Origin of the sequence: Streptomyces lateritius, from assembly GCF_014649715.1 — a bacterium.
Classification (GTDB): domain Bacteria; phylum Actinomycetota; class Actinomycetes; order Streptomycetales; family Streptomycetaceae; genus Streptomyces; species Streptomyces lateritius.
This window is the reverse complement of the sequence record NZ_BMTO01000003.1, coordinates 73,330-93,249: the sequence shown is the minus strand read 5'-3', so window position 1 is coordinate 93,249 and position 19,920 is coordinate 73,330. Positions and strand designations below refer to the sequence as shown.

The window sequence follows — 19,920 nt, the reverse complement described above, 5'->3', positions numbered from 1 at the left end:
GAGGCGCCCGCCGACGCCGAGCGGATGGACCCCGTCGAACGCATCGCGCTCGCCTCCCGGATCCGTACCCGTGTCATCGGCCTCGGGGGACGCTGGTGGCGTGAGGACAGCGGGCCCCTCGTCGGCCGGCGCGAGAAGGACGGGGCGCCGGTCGCGCTGCTGTGGCGGCGCGGCGGCTATGTGGCGGTCGACCCCGCGACCGGCGGGCGCGAGCGGATCGGCGACGCCGACGAGGCCGCCGCCTTCGAGCGGCAGGCCGTCATGCTGTACCGCCCCCTGCCCGACGGCCGGCTGAGCCTGCTGTCGCTGATGCGCTTCAGCGTGCGGGGCACCCGCCGGGAACTGCGCGGCATCGTCCTGGGCGGTCTGGTCGCGGTGGCCCTGGGGTCCCTCGTTCCGATCACCACCGGCACGGTCCTCGGAACGTACGTCCCGCAGGCCGAGAGCGGCCTCATCGTGCAGGCGGCGATCGCGCTCATCGCGACCAGTGTGGTCTCGGCCGCGTTCATGCTCCTGCAGAACGTCTCCATCCTGCGCATGGAAGGGCGTATCGAGGCCACGCTGCAGCCCGCGGTGTGGGACCGGCTGCTGAGGCTGCCGACCACCTTCTTCGCCGGCCGCTCGACGGGCGAACTGGCCGGTGCGGCCATGGGCATCAGTTCCATCCGCCGCCTGCTGTCCGGCATCGGGTCGGTCTGCGTCCAGGCGGGGACGGTCGGCACGATGAACCTCGTGCTGCTGCTCGTCTACAGCGTGCCGTTGGCGATGGCCGCGCTGGCGATGCTGTTCCTCGTCGCGGTGGTCTTCCTGGGCCTCGGCATGTGGCAACTGCGCTACCAGCGCCGCCTGATCAAGCTCAGCCACCGTCTCGACAACCAGGCGTTCCAGACTCTGCGCGGGCTGCCGAAGCTGCGCGTCGCCGCGGCCGAGAGCTTCGCCTACGCCGCCTGGGCGCGGGAGTTCGCCCGGACACGGGTGCTGCAGCAGCGCGCAGGACGGCTGCAGAACGTCATCACCGTGCTCAACGCGGTCTATCTGCCGCTGTGCACCCTGGTCATGTTCATGCTGCTGGCCGGACCTGCCCGGGGCACCATGTCCGCCAGTGAGTTCCTCACCTTCAGCACGGCCGTGACGCTGCTGCTCGCCTCGGTCACGCAGGTGACCGGCGCGCTGCTGTCGGCCGCCGCCGTACTGCCCATGTTCGAGGAGGTGAAGCCCATCCTGCGGGAGGTCCCGGAGGTCCGCGGCGCCGCCGCCCGGCCGGGCGTGCTGAGCGGCGCCGTCGAGGCCCGCCAGCTGTCCTACCGCTACACCGAGGACGGTCCGCTGGTCCTCGACGAGGTCGACTTCAAGGTCCGGCCGGGGGACTTCGTCGCGATCGTCGGGGCCAGTGGCTGCGGCAAGTCGACCCTGCTGCGCCTTCTCATCGGCTTCGACAGGCCGACCTCGGGCAGTGTGCTGTACGACGGCCAGGACCTCTCCGCCCTCGACCAGGCGGCCGTGCGCCGGCAGTGCGGCGTCGTTCTGCAGAACGCCCAGCCCCTCACCGGCTCGATCCTCGACTGCATCCGCGGAGCCGAGGCGTTCACCCTCGAGGAGGCGTGGGAGGCGGCGGCGATGGCGGGCCTGGCCGAGGACATCAAGGCCATGCCCATGGGCATGCACACCATGCTGTCCGACGGTGGGGGCACCATCTCGGGCGGCCAGCGCCAGCGGTTGATGATCGCCCAGGCCCTCATCCGCAAGCCCCGCATCCTCTTCTTCGACGAGGCCACGAGCGCGCTGGACAACGAGGCCCAGCGCGTGGTCATCGAGTCCACCCGCGCCCTGCGGGCGACCCGCGTCGTGATCGCCCACCGCCTGTCGACGGTCATGGACGCCGACCGTGTGATCGTCATGTCGGAGGGCCGGATCGTCCAGCAGGGTCCCCCCGCCCACCTGCTCGCCGACACGACCGGCCTCTTCCACGAACTGGTCCGCCGCCAGCTCCGCTGACCGAGCCCCGCCGGGCGGGGCTCGGTCTCGACGCCAGGACCATATGATCCACGCCTACCCCATCGACCCGGAGGACCTCTCGAAGTGGCGGACCCCGAAGGACGACGAAGTGAATGAGCGGTCGTAGCGGTACCCCCCGGAACCGCGCGCCTCGTCCGCCGGGCTACCGTGCCGAGCCCTCCTACGACCCCGGCCGGAGCCGGGTCTTCCCGGGCCCGGTGCCGCGGGAGCTGCGGGCCCTCGGGGACGAGGTCCGGGCGGCCGACTGGCCGGTGCGGCTCGCCTTCCGCAGGTCCCGGATCGCGCTGCTCGACACCCTCTGCCGCTGGCAGACGCTGCGCGCGCTGGCCTACGTGCACCTCCTGGCCACCGGCACTGCGGACGAGCGGTTGCCGGCCGGCCTGCGGGTGGTGCCCGGCCCCGAGACGGCCGGCGATCCGGCGCTCCCCGAGCTGCTGGCGCGGCTGGAGCGGGCCGCCGTGAACCTGCCGGCGGACCTCCTGGACGCGGTCGTCTGTGAGAGCGGCGGACTGCTCGCGGACAACCGGTTCGCGGCGTCGGTGCTGGCCGCCGGGCTCACCGCCGATTCCCGGCCGGGGGACCCGGACGAGGCGGTCTCCCGCGCCGTGGTGCTCACCAGCTACTGATACGAGATCCCCGAGCGGCGCGGCGCGCTCGCCCTCGCGTGGAGCGCGAACCTGTTCGTCCGCTCGTGGCTCTCGTGGTCACAGCGGTTCGTGTACGGCGACCCGGCGGGCGGCATCGGCATCACCGCCGACCCCCGCCCGCCGCGCCCTCCGGCGTCCGACCTCCCCGACTGGGCGGCCCCCCTGCTGGAGCGCATCGCCCGGCGGGACGTCGGATCGGCGCAGTGACCTGGCCTCGCGTGCCCACCCGTGGGGCCGGCCCGCTCCCCGAAAACGATCAAGAGGCCGTTTCAGATTGCTCTGAAACGGCCCCTGACCTGCGACTCTTTCGAGCCGGGACGACAGGATGTGAACCTGCGACCCCTTGACCCCCAGGAGGGTCAAGGGAATTTTCCGGATGCAGCAGGCTCAATCCAGGCAAAGGCTGTGCGCAGGGGCATGCGTCCTGCACCACCGCGCGTAGCGTGTGGTCCCCAACTGGTCCCCACGTAGGGGTGACCTTCGAGTCCGGGACGCAGTTTGACGCTTCCCGGGACCGCGGCGAACCGTTCAAGTTCGCCCTGGGCGGCGGCAGGGTCATCAAGGGCATGGACCGGGGTGTGCGGGGGATGAGGGCCGGCGGTCGGCGCGAGATCGTCATTCCTCCGCGTCTCGGCTACGGCAAGGAGCCGCCCTCACCGTTGATCCCGCCGCACTCGACCCTCGTCTTCGTGGTGGACCTGCTCGACTCGTACTCCCGGACCGACGGGTGGAGCAGAGCAGCACGTCCTGAGATGGGCCGGCTTCCTCGCGACCGGCGCGGCGCGGTCACCTGCGGGTGCCCCGCGCCGTCGCGGACGCGGGGCGGGGACGCACGAAGGGCCGCCCTCTGATGGAGGAGAGAACGGCCTCCGACCCGCGTTCCAGTCCGCTGCGGCGTGAGCGCCCGCTCGCCACTGCGGCGGCGGTAACCGGGCGGTCGCCTCAGGAACCTTCCAGCAGATCGCTCAGCGTCTCGGCGGCGCGTACCGCGGCGTCACCGCAGCAGTTGTTGAACAGGACGTGCAGCTGCTCGGCCCGGTCCGCCAGAAAGCGCAGGCGCGGCAGCCAGGCGGCCAGTTCCTCCCGCGTGTAGGTATGGCGGAAGCGGTCCTCCTTGCTTCCGGTCCCCCAGGCGGCGCTACGGCCGTGAAACCGGACCACTGCGAGCCTCGAGGACGTGACGGGTGTGACGGCGGGTATCGAGGCGGGCAGCCCTTGGGCCGTGTCGACGGCCACCGCGGTGGCGTCCAGGTCCCTCAACAGGGCGGCAGTGCGCTCCCGCCGGTCCTCGCACCACCAGTCGGGATGGCGGAACTCCACGGCCATCGGCCACTGGTACGCCCGTTTTCTGGTGGCATGGAGCACGGTCTCCGCCCGCGCGCCCGGACCGAACCACGGCGGAAACTGGAACAGTACGGCGCCCAGCCGGCCGGACTCGCGGAGGGGCCGCAGGGCCGCGCCGAAACGGTGCCAGACCTCGTCGAGCAGTTCCGGGTCGCCGAGGGCGTGGCCGCGCAGGTCGGCGGGCAGAGCGGTCTTGCGGGTCGGGTGGCCGGTGAGGAGGGAGAACGCCTTGACATCGAACCGGAAGCTCGGCGGAGTGCGTTCGTTCCAGAGCAGACTGTTGCGCACGCTGGGGAGAGCGTAGTAGCCGGCGTCGACCTCCACGACGGAGAAGCGTTCGGCGTAGTGCCGCAGCCTTCCCTCCGGGTCACGCCGCCCGGGTGGGTACCATCCGCTGGCCACCAGCGCCTTGTCCGTCCATGAACACGTCCCGATCAAAAAATCGCCCATACCGGCCGTCCTTTCTTCGCGGCCCCTCTACCCGGGAAAGCTCTCACTGCCCTCCGTGACGAACGGCGGGTTCACGCGTGACGCCAGGGCATGGGGCGAGTCGTGACCGAAATCGGCTTCGAGCACCTTCGACGACACGACCTTCGCCACACCGGGCTGACGTGGTTCGCGGACGCCGGCGTCCCCCTGCACGTCCTGCGCCGATCGCCGGGGACGGCTCGCTGACCACCACCCAGCGATACCTGCACCCCGACGTGCACAGGATCACCGCCGGTGCCGCCCTTTCGGCCCGCATCAGCGTGGTACGCGCGCCACGGTCCCTGCGGAGCCCGATCGTGGTAGCCCGCTGACGCGGTCAAGGCGAGTTGGTCCCCAACCGGCCCCCAGAACGATCGAGGGGCCGTTTCAGATTGCTCTGAAACGGCCCCTGACCTGCGACTCTCACGAGTCGGGACGACAGGATTTGAACCTGCGACCCCTTGACCCCCAGTCAAGTGCGCTACCAAGCTGCGCCACGTCCCGATGCGCGTCCCGCCGGTTGTTCCCCGGTGGCGGCGTGCAAGAGAACATTACCTCACTCCACGGGGCCGATCGACGCACGGGGTGTCACCGCGTCCGTGTCCCGGTGGTCGGCGCCGGAGGTCGGCGTCGCAGGTCGGGGCGGTGCGGCGCCGGGTGGGGTGCGGGGGTGGGGACAATGGGGGCGTGGACACGACGCCGAGGGACCGGGACGAGGAAGGGCGGGCGCGCAGTGCGCGCCCTCGGGACGGGCTGGGGCGGCCGTTGCCGTACGGCGCCGAGGGGGTGCCGCGGCAGCCCGAGGGGGTGGCGCGGTCTCCGCGGGAGACCCTCCGCGAGGCGCAGCGACTGCTGGACGCGGGGATGCCGTTCCACGCGCACGAGGTCTTCGAGGACGCCTGGAAGACCGGTCCCGCCGAGGAGCGGGATCTGTGGCAGGGGCTCGCCCAGCTGGCGGTCGGGCTCACCCATGCCGCCCGGGGCAACGCGGCGGGCGGGGCCCGGCTGTTGCGGCGCGGTGCCGCACGGATCTCCGGTCAGGGCGATCCGTACGGCATCGACATCGGCGGGCTCGTCCGGTGGGCGCGGGAGTTGGCGGCGCGCGCGGACAGCGTGACGGACGCGTCGGCGGAGGCGCCGCGTCTGCTGGCGACGTAGCGGCGGTCACCAGGCCAGGTGCAGCTCCTCGGGCGAGCGGTGGATCAGGGTGGGCCGCATCACGACCTCGTGGCCCTCCGCCAGCCGCAGCCCGGGGAGACGGCGGGTGAACAGCTCCAGAGTGAGACGGAGTTGGGTGCGGGCGAGCTGCGAGCCCGGGCAGCCGTGGGCCCCGTGGCCGAAGCTGACGTGACGGGTGGGTGCCGGGGTCCGGGTGATGTCGAAGACGTCGGCGTCCTCGTGGCGCGCCTCGTCCCGGTTTGCGGAGCCGTAGGAGACGAAAACCGTGGCTCCGGCGGGCAGTTCGGTGCCGGCGAGGATCACCGGCCGGGTGGTGGTGCGGCGGAATCCCTGGACGGCGGTGTCGTAGCGCGCCACCTCCTCCACCGCCCCGGGTATGAACTCGGGTCGGGCGCAGAGCAGTTCCCACTGGTCGCGATGGCGCAGCAGGTGGAGCAGCGCCGTGCCGATCAGGGCGGTGGTGGTGAGGTGCCCGGCGATGAGGAGGTTCTGCAGGCTGGAGACGAGTTCGCCGCGCTGGTCGGTGGTGAGTTCGCGCGTGCCGGGCCCCAGCCCCGTGTCCGGGGCCAGGGCGGCGACCATCGCGGAACAGAGGTCGTCGCGCGGCTCGGCACGCCGGGCGCGGGCATAGCGGTCGAGGAGGTGCTGGAGGGCGACCACGTCCTCGGCCGCGGCGAGCTGTTCCTCCTCGGGCAGCGGCCGGAAGAGGAGCTGTTCGGCGCGGTGTCCTCCGTGCACCGCGACGGGCACGTCCTCCGGAGCGAATCCGATGAGCCGGCCGATGACCGCGCCCGGGAGCCGGCGGGCGTAGCAGGACATCAGCTCCGTGTGCCCGTCGGCGGCGAAGCCGTCGACGAGGCCGGTGGCCACCTCGGCTGCGTGCGGGGCGAGGGCCGCCACCCGTCCGGCGGAGAGGCCGCCGTTGATCGGGGCGCGGTGCCGGCGGTGGGCGGCGCCGTCCGTCGAGACGACGGTGGGCCGTTTGCCGAAGCCGCGCGCGAGGACGCCGAGGACGGCGGCCGTGGGCACGACGTCGGGGCGCAGGGCCTGGGCGGAGGAGAAGTCGTCCGGCCGCAGGAGGACTTCGCGGACGTCGGCGTCCCGGGCGACCAGCCAGGCGTCGAGTTCGGGGACGAAGGTCAGTCCGGCGGTCTGTCGCGCACGTGCGTAGAGGGGGTACGGGTCTCGCTGCAGCTCGTCGAGCCGTTCGTGACGTGCTGACTGTTTCGGGTCCACGCGGCGCCTCCGTGGCGGGAAGGTGCGGAACTCGGACAAGTGCGGTATGTGTGCAGGCGCGGTTCTCAGGCAGGTGCGGTGTTCGGGCAGGAACGCGGTGCGGTCCGGCCATGGTGACCGGCGCCGCGGGTTCCTGGCTATGCCCGGGAGGCGTTCAGCGCGCGCAGCAGTACGGAGGTGTGGCTCTCCGACGGGTCCTTCGCGGCGGTCAGGAGGGTGACGGGCCCGTCCGCGGCGAGGGCGCGCAGCCGGTCGAGGGCCGCGGCTGCGGCGGGTTCGGCCAGTTCGTTCTCGTACCGCCGGCAGAACTCCTCGTACGCACCGTGGGGGCCGTGGTACCAGCGCCGCAGTTCGGTGGAGGGGGTGAGCGCCTTGGGCCATTCGTCGACGCGGGCGTCGGTCTTGGCGAGGCCGCGCGGCCAGAGGCGGTCGACGAGGACCCGTACGCCGTCGTCGGCCGCCGGGGGCTCATAGACGCGCCGGACGCGCACGCCGGGAGTGGGGGCGGGCATGTCCCCAGGGTGCCGGACGGGCGGGGCGGTCACACGGCGACGCGCAGGGTGGGCAGCAGGACGGAGTCGACGAAGACGCGCATCGTCGCCGCGTCCGCGAACCGCTCCTCGAAGAGCCGCTCGATGCGGAGCATCCCGAGGAAGCAGGGGGCCACGAAGCCGATGGCGGGGTTGTCCACGTCGATCTCGCCGCGCTCCACCGCCCGCCGGAGCATCTCGTCGAGCGCCGCGACCTCCGGGTTGATGACGGTCTCGCGCAGCGCCTCGCGCAGGTCGGGGTGCTGGATGTACGCCTGGCTGACGGCCTCCATCAGCTCGGCGTCCCGGTCGCGACGGGACCCGGCGAGGCGGGCGGCCTCTCTGAGGTCGCCGGCGAGGGTTCCCGTGTCGATACCGGTGAAGAACGCGCAGCGCCGCTTGTCGAGGGCGGCGGTGACGAGCTGCGCCTTGGTCCCCCACTGCCGGTAGAGGGTCGCCTTGCCGCACCTGGTACGGGAGGCGACGCCCTCCATGGTCACCGCGTCGTAGCCACCCTCGCGGAGCAGCTCGATCACGGCCTCGTACAGCTCGGTCTCCCGTTCGGGCGTGATCTTGCTGCGCCGGGCGGCGGTCGCGGCCTGCGTGGACATCGGTTCCTCCCGGGCTACCGGTCGTGCCGGACAGCTCTCTGCACAGACGAGAGTAGGGCCCGCCCCATCGAGACGCAAACGTATCGAGACGCTTGCGTCTCGATAGATTCGGATCTAGGCTTCCTCCGTTTGCTGCCGATTTGACGGAAAAAGGGGCCGCGCCATGGCTGCCGGGATACCCGGGACACGGGGGACGCCGCCGGGCGCACGGCCCGCAGGACCGGGGCCGACCGCTCCCCCGGAACGGCCGGGCGGCGCCCCGAGGCCGCCCCTCGTGCGCGAGCTGCTGCTCGTCACCGCACTCTTCCTCGTGTACAAATCGGGCCGGGCGTTCGCCAACGGCCACGAGCTGCGCGCCTTCCACAACGCGGACCTGATATGGGCCGCCGAGCGCGCCGTGCGCCTGCCCGCCGAGGGCACGGTCCAGGCTCTCCTCCTGCACGGCGAACCGCTCGTCCGGGCCGCCAACACGTACTACGCGGCCGTGCACTTTCCCGTCACCATCGCCTTCCTCGCCTGGCTCTACCGGCACCGGCCCGGCCACTACCTGTGGTCCCGCCGGGTCCTCGCGCTCCTCACCGCCGCCGCGCTCGCGCTGCACCTGCTGATGCCGCTCGCACCGCCCCGGATGCTCAGCGCCAGCGGACTCGTCGACACCGCGCGGGTCTACGGCCCCTCCGTCTACGGCGCGACCCCGCGGACGGACTCGATGGCGAACCAGTTCGCCGCGATGCCCTCACTCCACTTCGGCTGGGCGCTGATGCTCGCGATCGGCCTGATCGTCGCCACCCGGAGCATGTGGCGGTGGCTGTGGCTGCTCCACCCCCTGGTGACCCTGCTGGTGATCGTCGGCACGGCCAACCACTACTGGTTCGACGCGCTCGCCGCGGCCGCGCTGCTCGCCCTCGCACTCGCCGTCGTTCGGGCGCCGGGCGCGCACGCGACCGGCCCGGATGCCGCTCGTGATGCCGGCCCCGCCACCCCTGCGCCCCTTCCGGCGGGAGCCCCGCGGTGAGCGTCCCTGCCATGAACGGCCCGGACGGCACCGTACTCGCGGTGCTCCTCTCCCTGGTCTCCGCCGCCGGATACGCCCTCGCCGCCGTGGCACAGGCCCGGCTCGCGGCGGACTCCGACGGCGGGCACGGCGCGCTGCGGGCGCTCCTCGCCCGGGGCGGGTGGTGGGGGGCGGTCGGCCTCAACGCTGCCGGTGCGCTCGCCCATGTGGCCGCGCTGCACTACGGCCCGCTGACGCTCGTCCAGCCGCTCGGCGCGCTGACCCTGGTGGCGGCGCTGCCCGTCGGGGCGTACGGCGCGCGACGGCGGGTGACCCGGTCGGAGTGGCGCGGGGCGCTGTGGACGCTCGCCGGACTCGTCGGCCTGATCTCGGTCACGGGGCCGGCGAAGCCGGGTGAGGCGCTGGACCTCACCGAGGCGCTGACCGTCGCCGCGGCGACGGCGATGCTGATCGCGGCGCTCGCCTCGGGACGATCGCACCGCGAGGGGCGCGGCCGGGCACGAAGGCGGGCGCGGGGCCTCGGCCACGCGACGGCCTCCGGGATCGCCTCGGGCGTGGCCTCCGCGCTGACCCAGACTCTGACCGTCGCGCTCGCGCGCGAGCTGCCGGGCGGCGGGGCCCGTTGGTGGCAGGCCGCCCTGCTCGCCGGGCTGATCTCGGGCTTCGCGGTGAGCGGCCTCCTGCTCTCCCAGGCCGCCTACCGGGGCGGCCTCGCCGCACCCCTCGCCGTGGTGAACCTCGCGAACCCGGCCGCGGCCGCCGTCATCGGCGTGGCGCTGCTCGGCGAGTCGTTCCGGGCGGGGGCGTGGGGCTGGCTCGTCGCGGCCGTCGCGTCGCTGGTGGCCGCGCGCGGCGTGGTGCTCCTGACGACGGACCCGGGGCCCGCCCCGGACGCCCGGCGTCCGAGCACGACGCCCACCGGTCCGCCGGCCGCCTCGGGCACGCCCGTTTCCGCCACTCCTCCGTTCCAGTTCTCCCCCGTGACCGTCCCCGGCCCGGCGCCCACGCCCGCGCGGACGACCTCCCCGCCCCGCCCCGACGAGCCGGCACCCGGCGCGCTCGGTCCGGGTTCGGCCCCCGCCCCCGCCCCCGTCGGCTGACGCCCCGTCCAGGCCCATCCGTCACTCCCCCGCCGGTGGGCGTTCCTCCGTCACCTGGGCCGCGAAGATCGGGTCTGCCGAGGGCTGGTGGCCGCCCTTCCCGCCCGAGACCGCCGGTTCGAGGTCGAACAGGGCGCCGAGCCCCGTCGCAGGCATGTCCCCGTACAGCGCGGATCAGGCGCCCGGGCGCACCGCGTACATCTCGTGCCAGATGCCGACCGCCCCGTTGCTCGTGAAGTAGCGGCGCCAGAAGGCGCTCTGGGCCGGGCGGTGGCTCCGGGCCGAGTCGGTGGCGTACGCCCGGATGTCTCCGGCCCTGCGCCAGTACTGGACGAAGGTCACCTCGCCGAAGGACGGCCCCAGGAGCATCCGGTAACCGAGGAAGCCACTCTCCGGTTCGGCCGTCAACTCCTTGAGCATGCCGGGCATGGCCATGAACACGGGCAGCCAGCCACGGACCGAGCGCCAGCGGTTGACGCGGGCGCCGATCAGGAAGACCGCCACCGGCTCGGTGTGCGCGGCCACGAAGCGCCCCCGGCGGACTCTGCGCCGCTCGGCGCGGCCCTCCGGACCGCCGCGGTTCCATTCAGGCGTCGCGAGGAGCCGTATCCCCTGCGTGAAGTCGGACCGTGCCATGGTCTCCGCCCACCCTCCGCTGATGGATAGCTGAACTATCCTTGGAGGGCAGAGTAGAACTCCTCGGTAACCGTGTCGAGACGATGGGAACGGTGAACATCTTTTGCGCCTCTCCGAGTTGAGCAGCCGCAGCGGCGTGTCCGTGGCGACGGTGAAGTACTACCTCCGCGAAGGACTGCTGGCCCCGGGCACGCCGGTCACCGCGCGGCAGTCGGAGTACGGCGAGGAACACCTGCGCAGACTGCGACTGATCCGCGCCCTGCTCACCGTCGGCGGCATGACGGTCCAGCAGGCCAGGGACGTTCTCGCGGTGGCCGACGATCCCGCCTTCGGACGCCACGAACGCCTGGGCATCGCCCAGTACATGCTGGGACCGCGGATCACTCCGCCGGAGGAGTCCGATCCGCGGCGCGAGCTCTGGGACGAGGTCTTCGCGGAGCTGCGCGAGCTGCTCACCGAGCTGGACTGGCGGGTGTACGACGAGGCGCCCCCGCTCGCCGCACTGACCAGGGCGGTCGTCACCCTGCGCTCGCTCGGCTACGAGGGCGGCATCGACCACATCCGGCGGTACGCGCTGGCGATGCACCCGATCGCGGCGGAGGAGTACGCCGTGCTCGATCGCTATCCGGTCCTGGAGGAGGCGATCGAGGCCACCGTCGCGTACACGACGCTCTACGAGCCGATCCTGCTCGCGCTGCGACGCCTGGCACACGAGGACGTCTCCGCCCGCCTGCACGGCACCGCGCGGTCGCAGCCTCCACCCACCCCCGGAGAACCACTTTCGTCATCTTGACGAGAAAGGAGCGAGCTCGCTATCGTCAAGGTGACGACAAGGGGGTTCCATGGCCGACATCATCCGGCGGGCCAGCTGGCGCCATCTGCGCTCCGCGCCCACCAGCCACATCCGCCACCACCGTCGAGGGCGGCTCGTCCACGACGGCACGGGGCTCAGCTTCTGGTTCCGTTCCCTGTCCGCCGCGCTGTCCGAAGTGCCGGTGAACGACCGGGAGCTCGCCATGTCCTTCCACGCGCGGACCGCCGACTTCCAGGACGTGAGCGTGCAGTCCACGGTCACGTACCGCATCAGCGAGCCGGACGCGGCGGCCACCCGGCTCGACTTCTCGATCGACCCGGACACGGGCGCGTGGCGCGGCGCGCCGCTGGATCAGATCGCGACGCTGCTCACCGAGACCGCCCAGCAGCACGCCCTCGACGTCCTGGCGCGCACCCCGCTCGCCGCGGCCCTCGTCGACGGCGTGGCGGCGGTCCGCGACCGGATCGCGGCCGGGCTCGGGGCCGAGCCGCGGCTGCCGGCCACCGGTATCGAGGTGGTGGCCGTACGCGTGGTGGCGATCCGTCCGGAGCCGGAGGTCGAACGGGCGCTGCGCACCCCGGCACGCGAGCAGATCCAGCAGGAGGCCGACCGAGCCACCTACGAGCGGCGCGCCGTGGCCGTCGAACGCGAGCGGGCCATCGCCGAGAACGAGCTGGGCAGCAAGATCGAACTGGCCCGTCAGGAGGAGCGGCTCGTCGACCAGCGCGGCACCAACGCGCGCCGCGAGGCCGAGGAGTCCGCCGCAGCCGACTCCGTACGGGCGGAGGCCGAGGCGGTACGCAAGGTCCGGCTCGCGCGAGCCGAGGCGGAGGCGGCCCGGGAGGTCGGCGAGGCGCGCGCGGCGGCGCAGTCGGCGTGGCTGCGGGTGCACGGGGAGGTCGACGCGGCGACGCTGCACGCGCTGGCCGCGACCCGTGCGGCGGAGAACCTGCCGCGGATCGAGAGCCTGACCCTCTCGCCCGATGTGCTGACCGGACTGCTCGCCAAGCTGGGCGGCGGGACTCCGTCGTGAGCCTGGCGCCCCGGGCGGTCCTCGTCCACCGGGTCACGGAGTACGAGGAGCTGCTCGCCCGGCACGGTACGCACGGGCAGGCCGCGTTCTTCCTCTCCCGCCGGGGCCGCGACATCGAGGAGGTGCGGCAACGCCACGAGCGGACCCGGCGGGCGATGGCGGAGGTGGCGTCAGCGGTTCCCTTGCGGTGGCGGCGGGCCAGGGTGGAACGCGCCGACCTGGACCGCTTCCTGTTCGGCCCCGAGGACGTGGTCGTCGTGGTCGGGCAGGACGGGCTCGTGGCCAACGCGGCGAAGTACCTCAGCGGTCAGCCGGTCGTCGGGATCGACGCCGACCCGGGGCGCAACGCGGGCGTCCTCGTGCGGCACCGCGCGGCGGACGCGGGCGCGCTGCTCGCGGCCGCCTCCGGTACGGCGACGAGCGGACGGCCCACGACCGGGACGGCGGCCGGAACGGTCGTGGAGGAGCTCACGATGGTGGAGGCGGTCACCGACGACGCCCAACGGCTCGTGGCCCTCAACGAGATCTACCTGGGCCCGTCGACCCACCAGACGGTCCGGTACACCCTCGGTCTCGGCAGCGGCCTCGGCAGCGAGGGCTCCGACGCGGCGCCGCCCGAACCCCAGGCGTCCTCGGGCGTGCTCGTCGGCACCGGCACGGGGGCCACGGGCTGGCTCCGCTCCCTCCGGGAGCAGCGATCGAGCCGTCTGCGCATGCCCGTTCCGACGGACCGGCGGCTCGCCTGGTTCGTCCGCGAGGCCTGGCCGTCCCCGACGACCGGCACCACCCGCGTGGAGGGCCTGCTGAGCCCTGGCGAGACCCTGCGGCTCACGGTCGAGTCCGACCGGCTCGTGGCCTTCGGCGACGGCATGGAGTCGGACGCGCTCGAACTGACCTGGGGTCAGACGGTGCGGGTCGGGGTGGCGGAGACGGCCCTGCGGCTGCTCTGCTGACCCGCCGCGAACGCCTGGCGGGGCACGGCACGGCAGATCCGTCGCGGTACGGCCGGAAACACCGGCCCGGGTCCGGCCGGTCGCGCAGGACGGTGGCCTCGGCGCGACCACCCTCGAACCGGACTGACGCCCTCTCCGCGCCCGTCGCCGCCTCTCTCAGCCGTCCCGCCAGGCGCCCACGATCCAGAAGACCGCGAACCCCGTCCACAGGATCGCGAAGGCCCAGACGAGCACGTGTCCGCCGAACAGGGCCATGGAACCGAGCCATCCGATGCCGACGGCCACGAACAGCCAGCCGAAGTTCGGGAACGCGATGAGCCCCGACAGCCGGCCGCTCACCGCTCCCCAGACCCCCGTGGCCAGGATCAGCGCGGCGACCGCGAGCCACACTCCCACGCCGCTCTCCGAGGAGGTCGGGTAGGTGTGGGTGTGGCCGCGCACCTCCAGCCGGACGACCTCGCCCTCCCAGAGCCTGAGCCTCGCGCGGTCACCGGACGCGACCTCGTCGTACGCGTCCGAGTCCACCGAGAGCCACTCGGTGCGTTCCGGCCACTCGACCTCGACCCGGTAGTACCGCGTGCAGGTGGTGCCGCCGCCCCCGCCCGCGGTCACGCCGCCGGCCGTCACCGCGCCGCCCACGCCGCCGCCCGCGGTCGCCATTCCACCGCCGGCCGTCGTGCCGCCGGCGGTCACGGTGCCGCCCCCGCCGCTCGTACCGCTGGACGTGCAGTGCTCGCCCGTCGCGCGGTCGGTCACCTTCCCCTCGGCGGTCCGTACGCACCCCTCCCCCCGGCCCTGCCCCGCTCCCTCGCAGACCGGCGCCTCGCGATACACCATCGTCGCCCGGTATCCGTCCACGACCAGCTGACCGCAGAGGAAGACGCCCAGCCCCGCCGCGAGGACGATCAGCCCCCGTAACGGCAGGGGCAGCCGCCGCTCGTACCAACTCCGCCGGTATCTCCTCGACTTCACTCACCGGTGATGCCCTTCCGAGGGGCCCGGCATGCCGCCCCCTCTCCCTCCCCCCACCCCCCTCGGGGGGTGACAAGGGTTTTCCCCGTATCGCGTTCACCTGCTCGTTCCCTACTGTCTGCCGCACCGGCAGATCCCATCCCCCGAACCACGCCCCCCACAGGAGCTCAGGCCCTGTCAGGTGCATGAGGGGAGGAGGGTGGTGTCCGCCGGTGACGGCCTTGACCCGGGCCGTCGCGCCGGTGGCGGCGCACGGGCCCCCCAGCCCAGGGACCAGCGGACCGCGACCCCCCACTTCGCACCGCGGCTCCCGCGCCGCCGCCACTGCTCCGCACCTACGTCGTGCTCGAAAGGGAACACCTTGAACAGTTCCAGGCGGAGAGTCATATCCGTCGTGGTCGCGAGTGCCGCGATCATCGGCGCCGCTGCCACGTCCACCGGGGCGTTCGCCGCCGCCCCGGCCGCTGCCACCCCGAAGCCGGCTCCGGCTTCGCAGGCGATGACCGCGCTGCCCAGCGCTCCTGTCGAGAAGGTCATCGTCACCTACAAGTCCAAGACCGCCGAGGCCGGCTCCAACGCCGCCGCGAAGAGCGACGCGGCCGCGAAGGGCGCCGAGACCGGGGAGAGCCTCTCCTTCGAGCGCCGCCTCGCCGGCGGTGCCGCGCTGGTCGACCTGGGCGACAGCGCCACCAAGCAGGACGTCGCCGAGGTCATGGACGCCTTCCGCGCCGACCCGCAGGTCGCCTCGGTGGAGCCCGACATCCGCGCGTACGCGATGGCGGTCACCCCGAACGACACGGACTACGCCAAGCAGTGGGACCTCTTCGAGGCCACCGGCGGCATGAACGTTCCGCCGGCCTGGGACAAGACGACCGGCTCCGGTGTCACCGTGGCCGTCATCGACACCGGCTACGCGGCCCACTCGGACCTGGCGTCCAACGTGGTCGCCGGCTACGACTTCATCTCCACCTCCGCCGACGCCCGCGACGGCAACGGCCGTGACGCGGACGCCAAGGACGAGGGCGACTGGAACGCCACCGACGGCGAGTGCGGCACCGGCTCCCGCGCGTCGAACTCCTCCTGGCACGGCACCCACGTGGCCGGCACCATCGGTGCGGTCACCCACAACACCAAGGGCATCGCGGGCATCGCGTACAACGCGAAGATCCAGCCCGTGCGTGTCCTCGGCAAGTGCGGCGGCTCCTCCTCGGACATCGCCGACGCCATCACCTGGGCGTCCGGCGGCTCCGTTCCGGGCGTCGCGGCCAACCCGACCCCGGCGAAGGTCATCAACCTGAGCCTGGGCGGCGCCAGCTCCACCTGCCCGAGCGTCTACCAGACCGCGATCAACGGCGCCGTCTCGCGCGGTACCACCGTCGTCGTCGCCGCGGGCAACAGCAACGCCAACACCTCCGGCTTCACCCCCGCGAACTGCTCGAACGTCATCACCGTGGCGTCGACCAGCCGTGAGGGCAACCGTTCGTACTACTCGAACTACGGCACCATCGTGGACGTGGCGGCTCCGGGCGGCGAAACCCGCCGCGCGACCGACACGCCCGGCACGGTGACCACCCCCGAGAACGGCATCCACTCCACGCTCAACTCGGGCACGACCACCCAGTCGCTGGAGAACTACAAGCCCTACCAGGGCACCTCGATGGCCGCGCCGCACATCGCCGGCCTCGCCGCGCTGCTCAAGTCGGCCAAGACCAGCCTCACCCCGGCCGAGATCGAGTCCGCGATCAAGACCAACGCGCGCCCGCTGCCCGGCACCTGCTCCGGCGGCTGCGGCACCGGTATCGCCGACACGGCGAAGACCGTCGACGCCGTCACCGGCACCACGAACCCGCCGACCGGCACCGCCTTCACCAACGCGACGAACGTGACGATCTCGGACAACACCACCGTGTCGTCCTCGATCTCCGTCACCGGCCGCACGGGCAACGCCCCCGCCACCCTCAAGGTAGGCGTGGACATCAAGCACACCTGGCGCGGGGACCTGGTCATCGACCTGGTCGCCCCCGACGGCACGGTGCGCAACCTGAAGGCCTCCGCGTCCTCGGACAGCGCCGACAACGTGCTGACCACGTACACGGTCGACGCGTCGAGCGAGCTCGCCAACGGCACCTGGAAGCTGCAGGTCCGCGATGTGGCCTCGGGTGACACCGGCTACATCGACTCTTGGAGCCTGACCTTCTGATCACCACCTGACCCACCCCCCACAACAGCATTATTGCTGGTCAGAGGCGCGCTCGTGGTCTACACCACGGGCGCGTCCTGGCGTCGGCGACCGGCACCGGCTGTCCGTATGCCGGACAAGAGGCCTGGACTGCACCGGTACGCTCCGTATTCTCTGCCCCACGGGGCTCACGGGCAGGCCCCGAGTGCCGGAGGGGGTGGAAACGTGACGACTGCGCCGCACCTCCCCGCACGCCCTGCCGGCGTGGGGGGACCCCCGGCCCCGGTGGGCCGGGAGGAACTGCTCTCCCGACTCGAACGCGTGCTGCACACGCGCGGGCGCGCCCTGCTGACGGGGCCCGCCGGCGTCGGCAAGACCGAGGTGGCCCTGGCGGAGGCGGCCCGGGCGGAAGCCCGCGGCGAGACCGTCCTCTGGCTCGCGACCCTGCCCGCCGACCGTGACATACCCGGCGCGGCGGCGGCCGCGCTCGTGGCCTCGGTGGCGGCGACGGTGACCTGGCCGGGAGGGGCCGGCACCGGAAGCGGCGCCGGGACCGACGTCCCCGATCCGGTGTGCGCCGGGCCGGATGCCACGACACCGGCGGCGGCCGCCGCGCGGGCCGCGATACCGCGCCAGTGCCCCGGCCCCGGCGCGTCCGGTGTCTTCGACGGACTGCCGGGCCCCCAGCGGACCGCCGTCGCCATGCTCTGCCGCGAGGCGCCGCTGCACGACGGCGGCTGGGACCCGATCGCCCTGCGCCTCGGCATCGCCCAGATCCTGCGGAGCCTGACCGCCCGCGGGCCCGCGCTGCTCGTCGTCGACGGGGTCCAGCACATCGACGCCGACAGCGCCGACCTGCTGCGCTTCGCACTCCACCTCGCGCCGCCCGCGCTGCGTGTCGTCGCCGTCGAGACCCCCGAGGCGTACGGAGCGCAGGAGGCGCACGACACCCACCTCTGGGTGCCCTCGGAGGCGGACATCCTGCTCGTGCCGCCGCTCCAGGCCGACGAGATCGCCGAACTCCTCATCCACCACCGGCTGCCCTCCCGGATGGCCGGCCGTATCCACAAGGCCAGCGGCGGCAACCCCCGCCTCGCGCTCGCGGTGGGCCGCTCGCTGGCCGACGCGCGGACCCCCGTTCACCACGCCGAGGCGCTCACCCTCTCCGGGCGCGCCCGCGAGCTGGCCCGGCAGCTGCTCGGCACCGCGCCGCCGGCCGTCCGCGAGACGCTGCTGCTCGCCGCCCTCGCGCTGCGTCCCTCCGCGGCGCTGATACGCCGGGCCGGGCGGCCGGACGCTGAGGCCGACCTCGCGGCCGCCGAGCGCGCCGACCTGGTCTCGCTCGCCGAGGACGGCACGGTCACCTTCACCGCCGGACTCCTCCCCTCGACGCTGGTCCACGACGCCTGCTGGGCCGAGCGCAGCGCCGGTCACGCCGCGCTCGCGAAGGTCGTGGACGACTCCGTCGAGGCGGTACGGCACCGGGCGCTCGCCACCGACATCCCCGACGAGGCGCTCGCCGCCGAGGTCGCCGCCGCCGCGGATCTCGCGCGGCGCCGCGGCAACAGCGCGCTCGCCGCCGAACTGGCCCTGCTCGCCGCCGAGTCGACGCCGATGGGGCACGCCACGCAGCGGATCGCGCGCCTCGTCGACGCCGCCGAGGAGGCGGCCCGCGCCGCCCGCGCGGACCTGGCGATGCGGGCCGCCACCGATCTGCTGGCCAGGGACGCGAGCCCTTCGGACCGGGTACGGGCCCGGCTCGCCGTCCTCGACACCGCGGGGCAGGGTCTCACCGGGCTCGACGAGATGTACGTCCACGCCATGGAGGATTCCGAGGGACACACCGCGCTGCGGGCCGCCGTACAGCTCCGTCTGGCCGTCAAGTACGTACTGGCCGACGGCGATCCGCTGCGTTCGCGGGCCGCGGCCGTCGAGTCCGCCGCGCTCGCGGCCTCGATGGGCGATCCACGTACGGCCGCCCAGGCACTGACCGTTCAGGCGCGGATGGACCGGGCGCTGGGGGCGTCGGACGCGGAGGCGGTGCTGGCTCAGGCGCGGGGGCTCGAGATGGCCGAGCGGCCGCTCGGCATCCGTAACGCCGCACAGATCCTGACGATCCGTCACGCGCTCTTCGACGACCGGCTGACCGACGCCCGCGACCAGCTGAACGCGCTGCTGCCGCTGGTGCGGCGGCGCGGCTCGGTCGAGGACACGATCGAGCTGTTCTCCACGCTGGCCGCGATCGAGTCCCGGCTCGGGGCCTGCTCTGCGGCCCTCGCGCACGCGGGACAGTCCCTCGCGCTGACCCTGGAGGCGGGCCTCTCCCCCGGGCCGGCCTGGTACACGCTCGCGCTCGCCGAGACGGCCGGGGGCAGCTTCGGGCGGGCCGCGAGCTACGCCCGGCGCAGCGTTCAGGCGTCGGAGGAGGAGGGCGACCGGGTCTTCCTCTCCCGCAGCCTGTACGCCCTCGGCCGCGTCCAGCTGATCAACGGTGACGTCGCCTCGGCCCTGGAGACCCTGCGCCGCGTCCAAGCCAACGAGCGCGCCCAGTCGACCGTCGACCCGTCGATGCTGCGCTGGCACGAGGAGCTGGCCGAGGCGCTCCTCGCCAACGACGCGGCCCAGGAGGCGGCCGACCTGCTCGCCGAGGTGTGTCCGGTCGCGGAACGCCTGGGCCGTACGACCGTACTGCTCGGCTGCGACCGGGCGTACGCCCTCTACCTGGCCGCGGGCGGGAGGACGGACGAGGCGGCGGAGCTGCTCACCCGCACCGCCGGGCGGTTCGCCGAGGCCGGTCTTCCGCTTGAGCACGGCCGGGCGCTGATCGCGCTCGCCCGGGTGGAGCGGCGGCGGCGTCGCCGTTCGGCGGCGCAGAGCGCCCTGCAGGCGGCCGCGGCGGTGTTCGAGCGGGCCGGGGCGGCTCCCTGGCTGGCTCTGACGAGCGAAACCCCGGCCGGGGAGGACTCCTTGCCGGCGCTCTCCTCGCTCACGGACGCGGAGCTGCGTCTGGCCCGACTGGTGGGGCAGGGCGCGAGCAATCAGGAGGCCGCGGCGAAGTTGTATCTGAGCGTGAAGACGGTCGAGGCACGGTTGACCAGGATCTACCAGAAGCTGGACGTGCGCTCCCGCGCGCAACTGGCGAGCGCGCTGCGCGGCTGATTCCGGCGTGACCGGCGCGCACAAGGGC

18 protein-coding genes, 1 tRNA gene and 1 pseudogene are annotated in these 19,920 nt (G+C 73.4%); 12 read left to right on the top strand and 8 right to left on the bottom strand.

Annotation, left to right across the window (positions count from 1 at the left end):
* The 4 genes and pseudogenes from IE136_RS06835 to IE136_RS35390 all read left to right on the top strand — a co-directional run.
* Positions 1–1,995 (top strand): NHLP bacteriocin export ABC transporter permease/ATPase subunit (locus tag IE136_RS06835; RefSeq protein ID WP_189599813.1); only part of this gene is annotated, 1,995 nt, incomplete at its 5' end.
* Between the two features lie 113 nt (positions 1,996–2,108).
* Positions 2,109–2,642, top strand: a complete 534-nt coding sequence (locus tag IE136_RS06830; protein ID WP_189599812.1) for a hypothetical protein — start codon at positions 2,109–2,111, stop codon at positions 2,640–2,642.
* 90 nt (positions 2,643–2,732) lie between these two features.
* Positions 2,733–2,870, top strand: coding sequence for a hypothetical protein (locus tag IE136_RS06825; RefSeq protein WP_158992385.1), 138 nt, complete (start codon positions 2,733–2,735; stop codon positions 2,868–2,870).
* 257 nt (positions 2,871–3,127) lie between these two features.
* Positions 3,128–3,367 (top strand): annotated as a pseudogene (locus tag IE136_RS35390) (FKBP-type peptidyl-prolyl cis-trans isomerase); the annotation flags it as partial.
* Between the two features lie 238 nt (positions 3,368–3,605).
* Here the strand turns inward: IE136_RS35390 and IE136_RS06815 are convergent.
* A complete protein-coding gene (locus IE136_RS06815) occupies positions 3,606–4,457 on the bottom strand; it encodes a DUF72 domain-containing protein (protein ID WP_189599811.1) in 852 nt (283 codons plus the stop codon).
* A 448-nt stretch (positions 4,458–4,905) separates the two neighbouring features.
* Positions 4,906–4,979: transfer RNA gene (locus IE136_RS06810), tRNA-Pro, on the bottom strand.
* 183 nt (positions 4,980–5,162) lie between these two features.
* Here IE136_RS06810 and IE136_RS06805 point away from each other — a divergent pair.
* A complete protein-coding gene (locus IE136_RS06805) occupies positions 5,163–5,633 on the top strand; it encodes a DUF309 domain-containing protein (protein WP_158992379.1) in 471 nt (156 codons plus the stop codon).
* A 6-nt stretch (positions 5,634–5,639) separates the two neighbouring features.
* Here IE136_RS06805 and IE136_RS06800 read toward each other — a convergent pair whose 3' ends face one another.
* From IE136_RS06800 to IE136_RS06790, 3 genes are all read right to left on the bottom strand, one after another.
* Positions 5,640–6,890, bottom strand: a complete 1,251-nt coding sequence (locus IE136_RS06800) for a cytochrome P450 (protein WP_189599810.1) — start codon at positions 6,888–6,890, stop codon at positions 5,640–5,642.
* Between the two features lie 137 nt (positions 6,891–7,027).
* Complete coding sequence (locus IE136_RS06795) at positions 7,028–7,402, bottom strand: DUF488 domain-containing protein (RefSeq protein WP_158992375.1); 375 nt, start codon at positions 7,400–7,402, stop codon at positions 7,028–7,030.
* 29 nt (positions 7,403–7,431) lie between these two features.
* On the bottom strand, positions 7,432–8,031 hold the full coding sequence (locus IE136_RS06790) for a TetR/AcrR family transcriptional regulator (RefSeq protein WP_189599809.1): 600 nt from the start codon (positions 8,029–8,031) through the stop codon (positions 7,432–7,434).
* 163 nt (positions 8,032–8,194) lie between these two features.
* Between IE136_RS06790 and IE136_RS06785 the strand changes: the two genes are divergently transcribed.
* Together IE136_RS06785 and IE136_RS06780 are read left to right on the top strand one after the other, a co-directional pair.
* Entirely contained in the window at positions 8,195–9,046 is an 852-nt protein-coding gene (locus IE136_RS06785; RefSeq protein ID WP_189599808.1) for a phosphatase PAP2 family protein, read from the top strand.
* A gap of 11 nt (positions 9,047–9,057) precedes the next feature.
* Positions 9,058–10,146 (top strand): DMT family transporter, encoded by a 1,089-nt coding sequence (locus IE136_RS06780; protein WP_189600009.1) that lies wholly within the window; start codon positions 9,058–9,060, stop codon positions 10,144–10,146.
* Positions 10,147–10,167: 21 nt separating this feature from the next.
* Here IE136_RS06780 and IE136_RS36370 read toward each other — a convergent pair whose 3' ends face one another.
* Positions 10,168–10,302 carry a hypothetical protein gene (locus IE136_RS36370; protein ID WP_268247908.1) on the bottom strand — a complete coding sequence of 45 codons (135 nt, stop codon included), beginning with the start codon at positions 10,300–10,302 and terminating at the stop codon, positions 10,168–10,170.
* 18 nt (positions 10,303–10,320) lie between these two features.
* Positions 10,321–10,782 carry a monooxygenase family protein gene (locus tag IE136_RS06775; protein WP_229818678.1) on the bottom strand — a complete coding sequence of 154 codons (462 nt, stop codon included), beginning with the start codon at positions 10,780–10,782 and terminating at the stop codon, positions 10,321–10,323.
* Positions 10,783–10,900: 118 nt separating this feature from the next.
* On the opposite strand from IE136_RS06775, the gene IE136_RS06770 reads away from it, so the two are divergent.
* From IE136_RS06770 to IE136_RS06760, 3 genes are read left to right on the top strand one after another with little or no spacing between them, the layout of a single operon-like run.
* A complete protein-coding gene (locus tag IE136_RS06770; protein ID WP_229818677.1) occupies positions 10,901–11,575 on the top strand; it encodes a MerR family transcriptional regulator in 675 nt (224 codons plus the stop codon).
* A 49-nt stretch (positions 11,576–11,624) separates the two neighbouring features.
* The gene (locus tag IE136_RS06765) at positions 11,625–12,629 is read left to right on the top strand and encodes an SPFH domain-containing protein (protein WP_189599807.1); all 1,005 of its coding nucleotides are present in this window, start codon (positions 11,625–11,627) and stop codon (positions 12,627–12,629) included.
* Positions 12,626–13,582, top strand: coding sequence for a hypothetical protein (locus tag IE136_RS06760; protein WP_189599806.1), 957 nt, complete (start codon positions 12,626–12,628; stop codon positions 13,580–13,582). The genes IE136_RS06765 and IE136_RS06760 overlap by 4 nt, the downstream gene beginning before the upstream one ends.
* 156 nt (positions 13,583–13,738) lie before the next feature.
* Here the strand turns inward: IE136_RS06760 and IE136_RS35385 are convergent, their stop codons facing one another.
* Positions 13,739–14,554 (bottom strand): hypothetical protein, encoded by an 816-nt coding sequence (locus tag IE136_RS35385; RefSeq protein ID WP_229818676.1) that lies wholly within the window; start codon positions 14,552–14,554, stop codon positions 13,739–13,741.
* A gap of 394 nt (positions 14,555–14,948) precedes the next feature.
* On the opposite strand from IE136_RS35385, the gene IE136_RS06750 reads away from it, so the two are divergent.
* Both IE136_RS06750 and IE136_RS06745 read left to right on the top strand, forming a co-directional pair.
* On the top strand, positions 14,949–16,754 hold the full coding sequence (locus IE136_RS06750) for a S8 family peptidase (protein WP_189599805.1): 1,806 nt from the start codon (positions 14,949–14,951) through the stop codon (positions 16,752–16,754).
* 204 nt (positions 16,755–16,958) lie between these two features.
* Positions 16,959–19,892, top strand: a complete 2,934-nt coding sequence (locus IE136_RS06745) for a helix-turn-helix transcriptional regulator (protein WP_158992363.1) — start codon at positions 16,959–16,961, stop codon at positions 19,890–19,892.
* The last annotated feature ends 28 nt before the right edge of the window (positions 19,893–19,920 follow it).

Excerpts from the sequence above, each read along its gene's own strand:
- IE136_RS06830 (WP_189599812.1), top strand. The coding sequence starts at position 2,109 with ATGAGCGGTCGTAGCGGTACCCCCCGGAACCGCGCGCCTCGTCCGCCG.
- IE136_RS06815 (WP_189599811.1), bottom strand. The coding sequence starts at position 4,457 with ATGGGCGATTTTTTGATCGGGACGTGTTCATGGACGGACAAGGCGCTG.
- IE136_RS06795 (WP_158992375.1), bottom strand. The coding sequence starts at position 7,402 with ATGCCCGCCCCCACTCCCGGCGTGCGCGTCCGGCGCGTCTATGAGCCC.
- IE136_RS06790 (WP_189599809.1), bottom strand. The coding sequence starts at position 8,031 with ATGTCCACGCAGGCCGCGACCGCCGCCCGGCGCAGCAAGATCACGCCC.
- IE136_RS06785 (WP_189599808.1), top strand. The coding sequence starts at position 8,195 with ATGGCTGCCGGGATACCCGGGACACGGGGGACGCCGCCGGGCGCACGG.
- IE136_RS06780 (WP_189600009.1), top strand. The coding sequence starts at position 9,058 with ATGAACGGCCCGGACGGCACCGTACTCGCGGTGCTCCTCTCCCTGGTC.
- IE136_RS36370 (WP_268247908.1), bottom strand. The coding sequence starts at position 10,302 with ATGCCTGCGACGGGGCTCGGCGCCCTGTTCGACCTCGAACCGGCGGTC.
- IE136_RS06775 (WP_229818678.1), bottom strand. The coding sequence starts at position 10,782 with ATGGCACGGTCCGACTTCACGCAGGGGATACGGCTCCTCGCGACGCCT.
- IE136_RS06765 (WP_189599807.1), top strand. The coding sequence starts at position 11,625 with ATGGCCGACATCATCCGGCGGGCCAGCTGGCGCCATCTGCGCTCCGCG.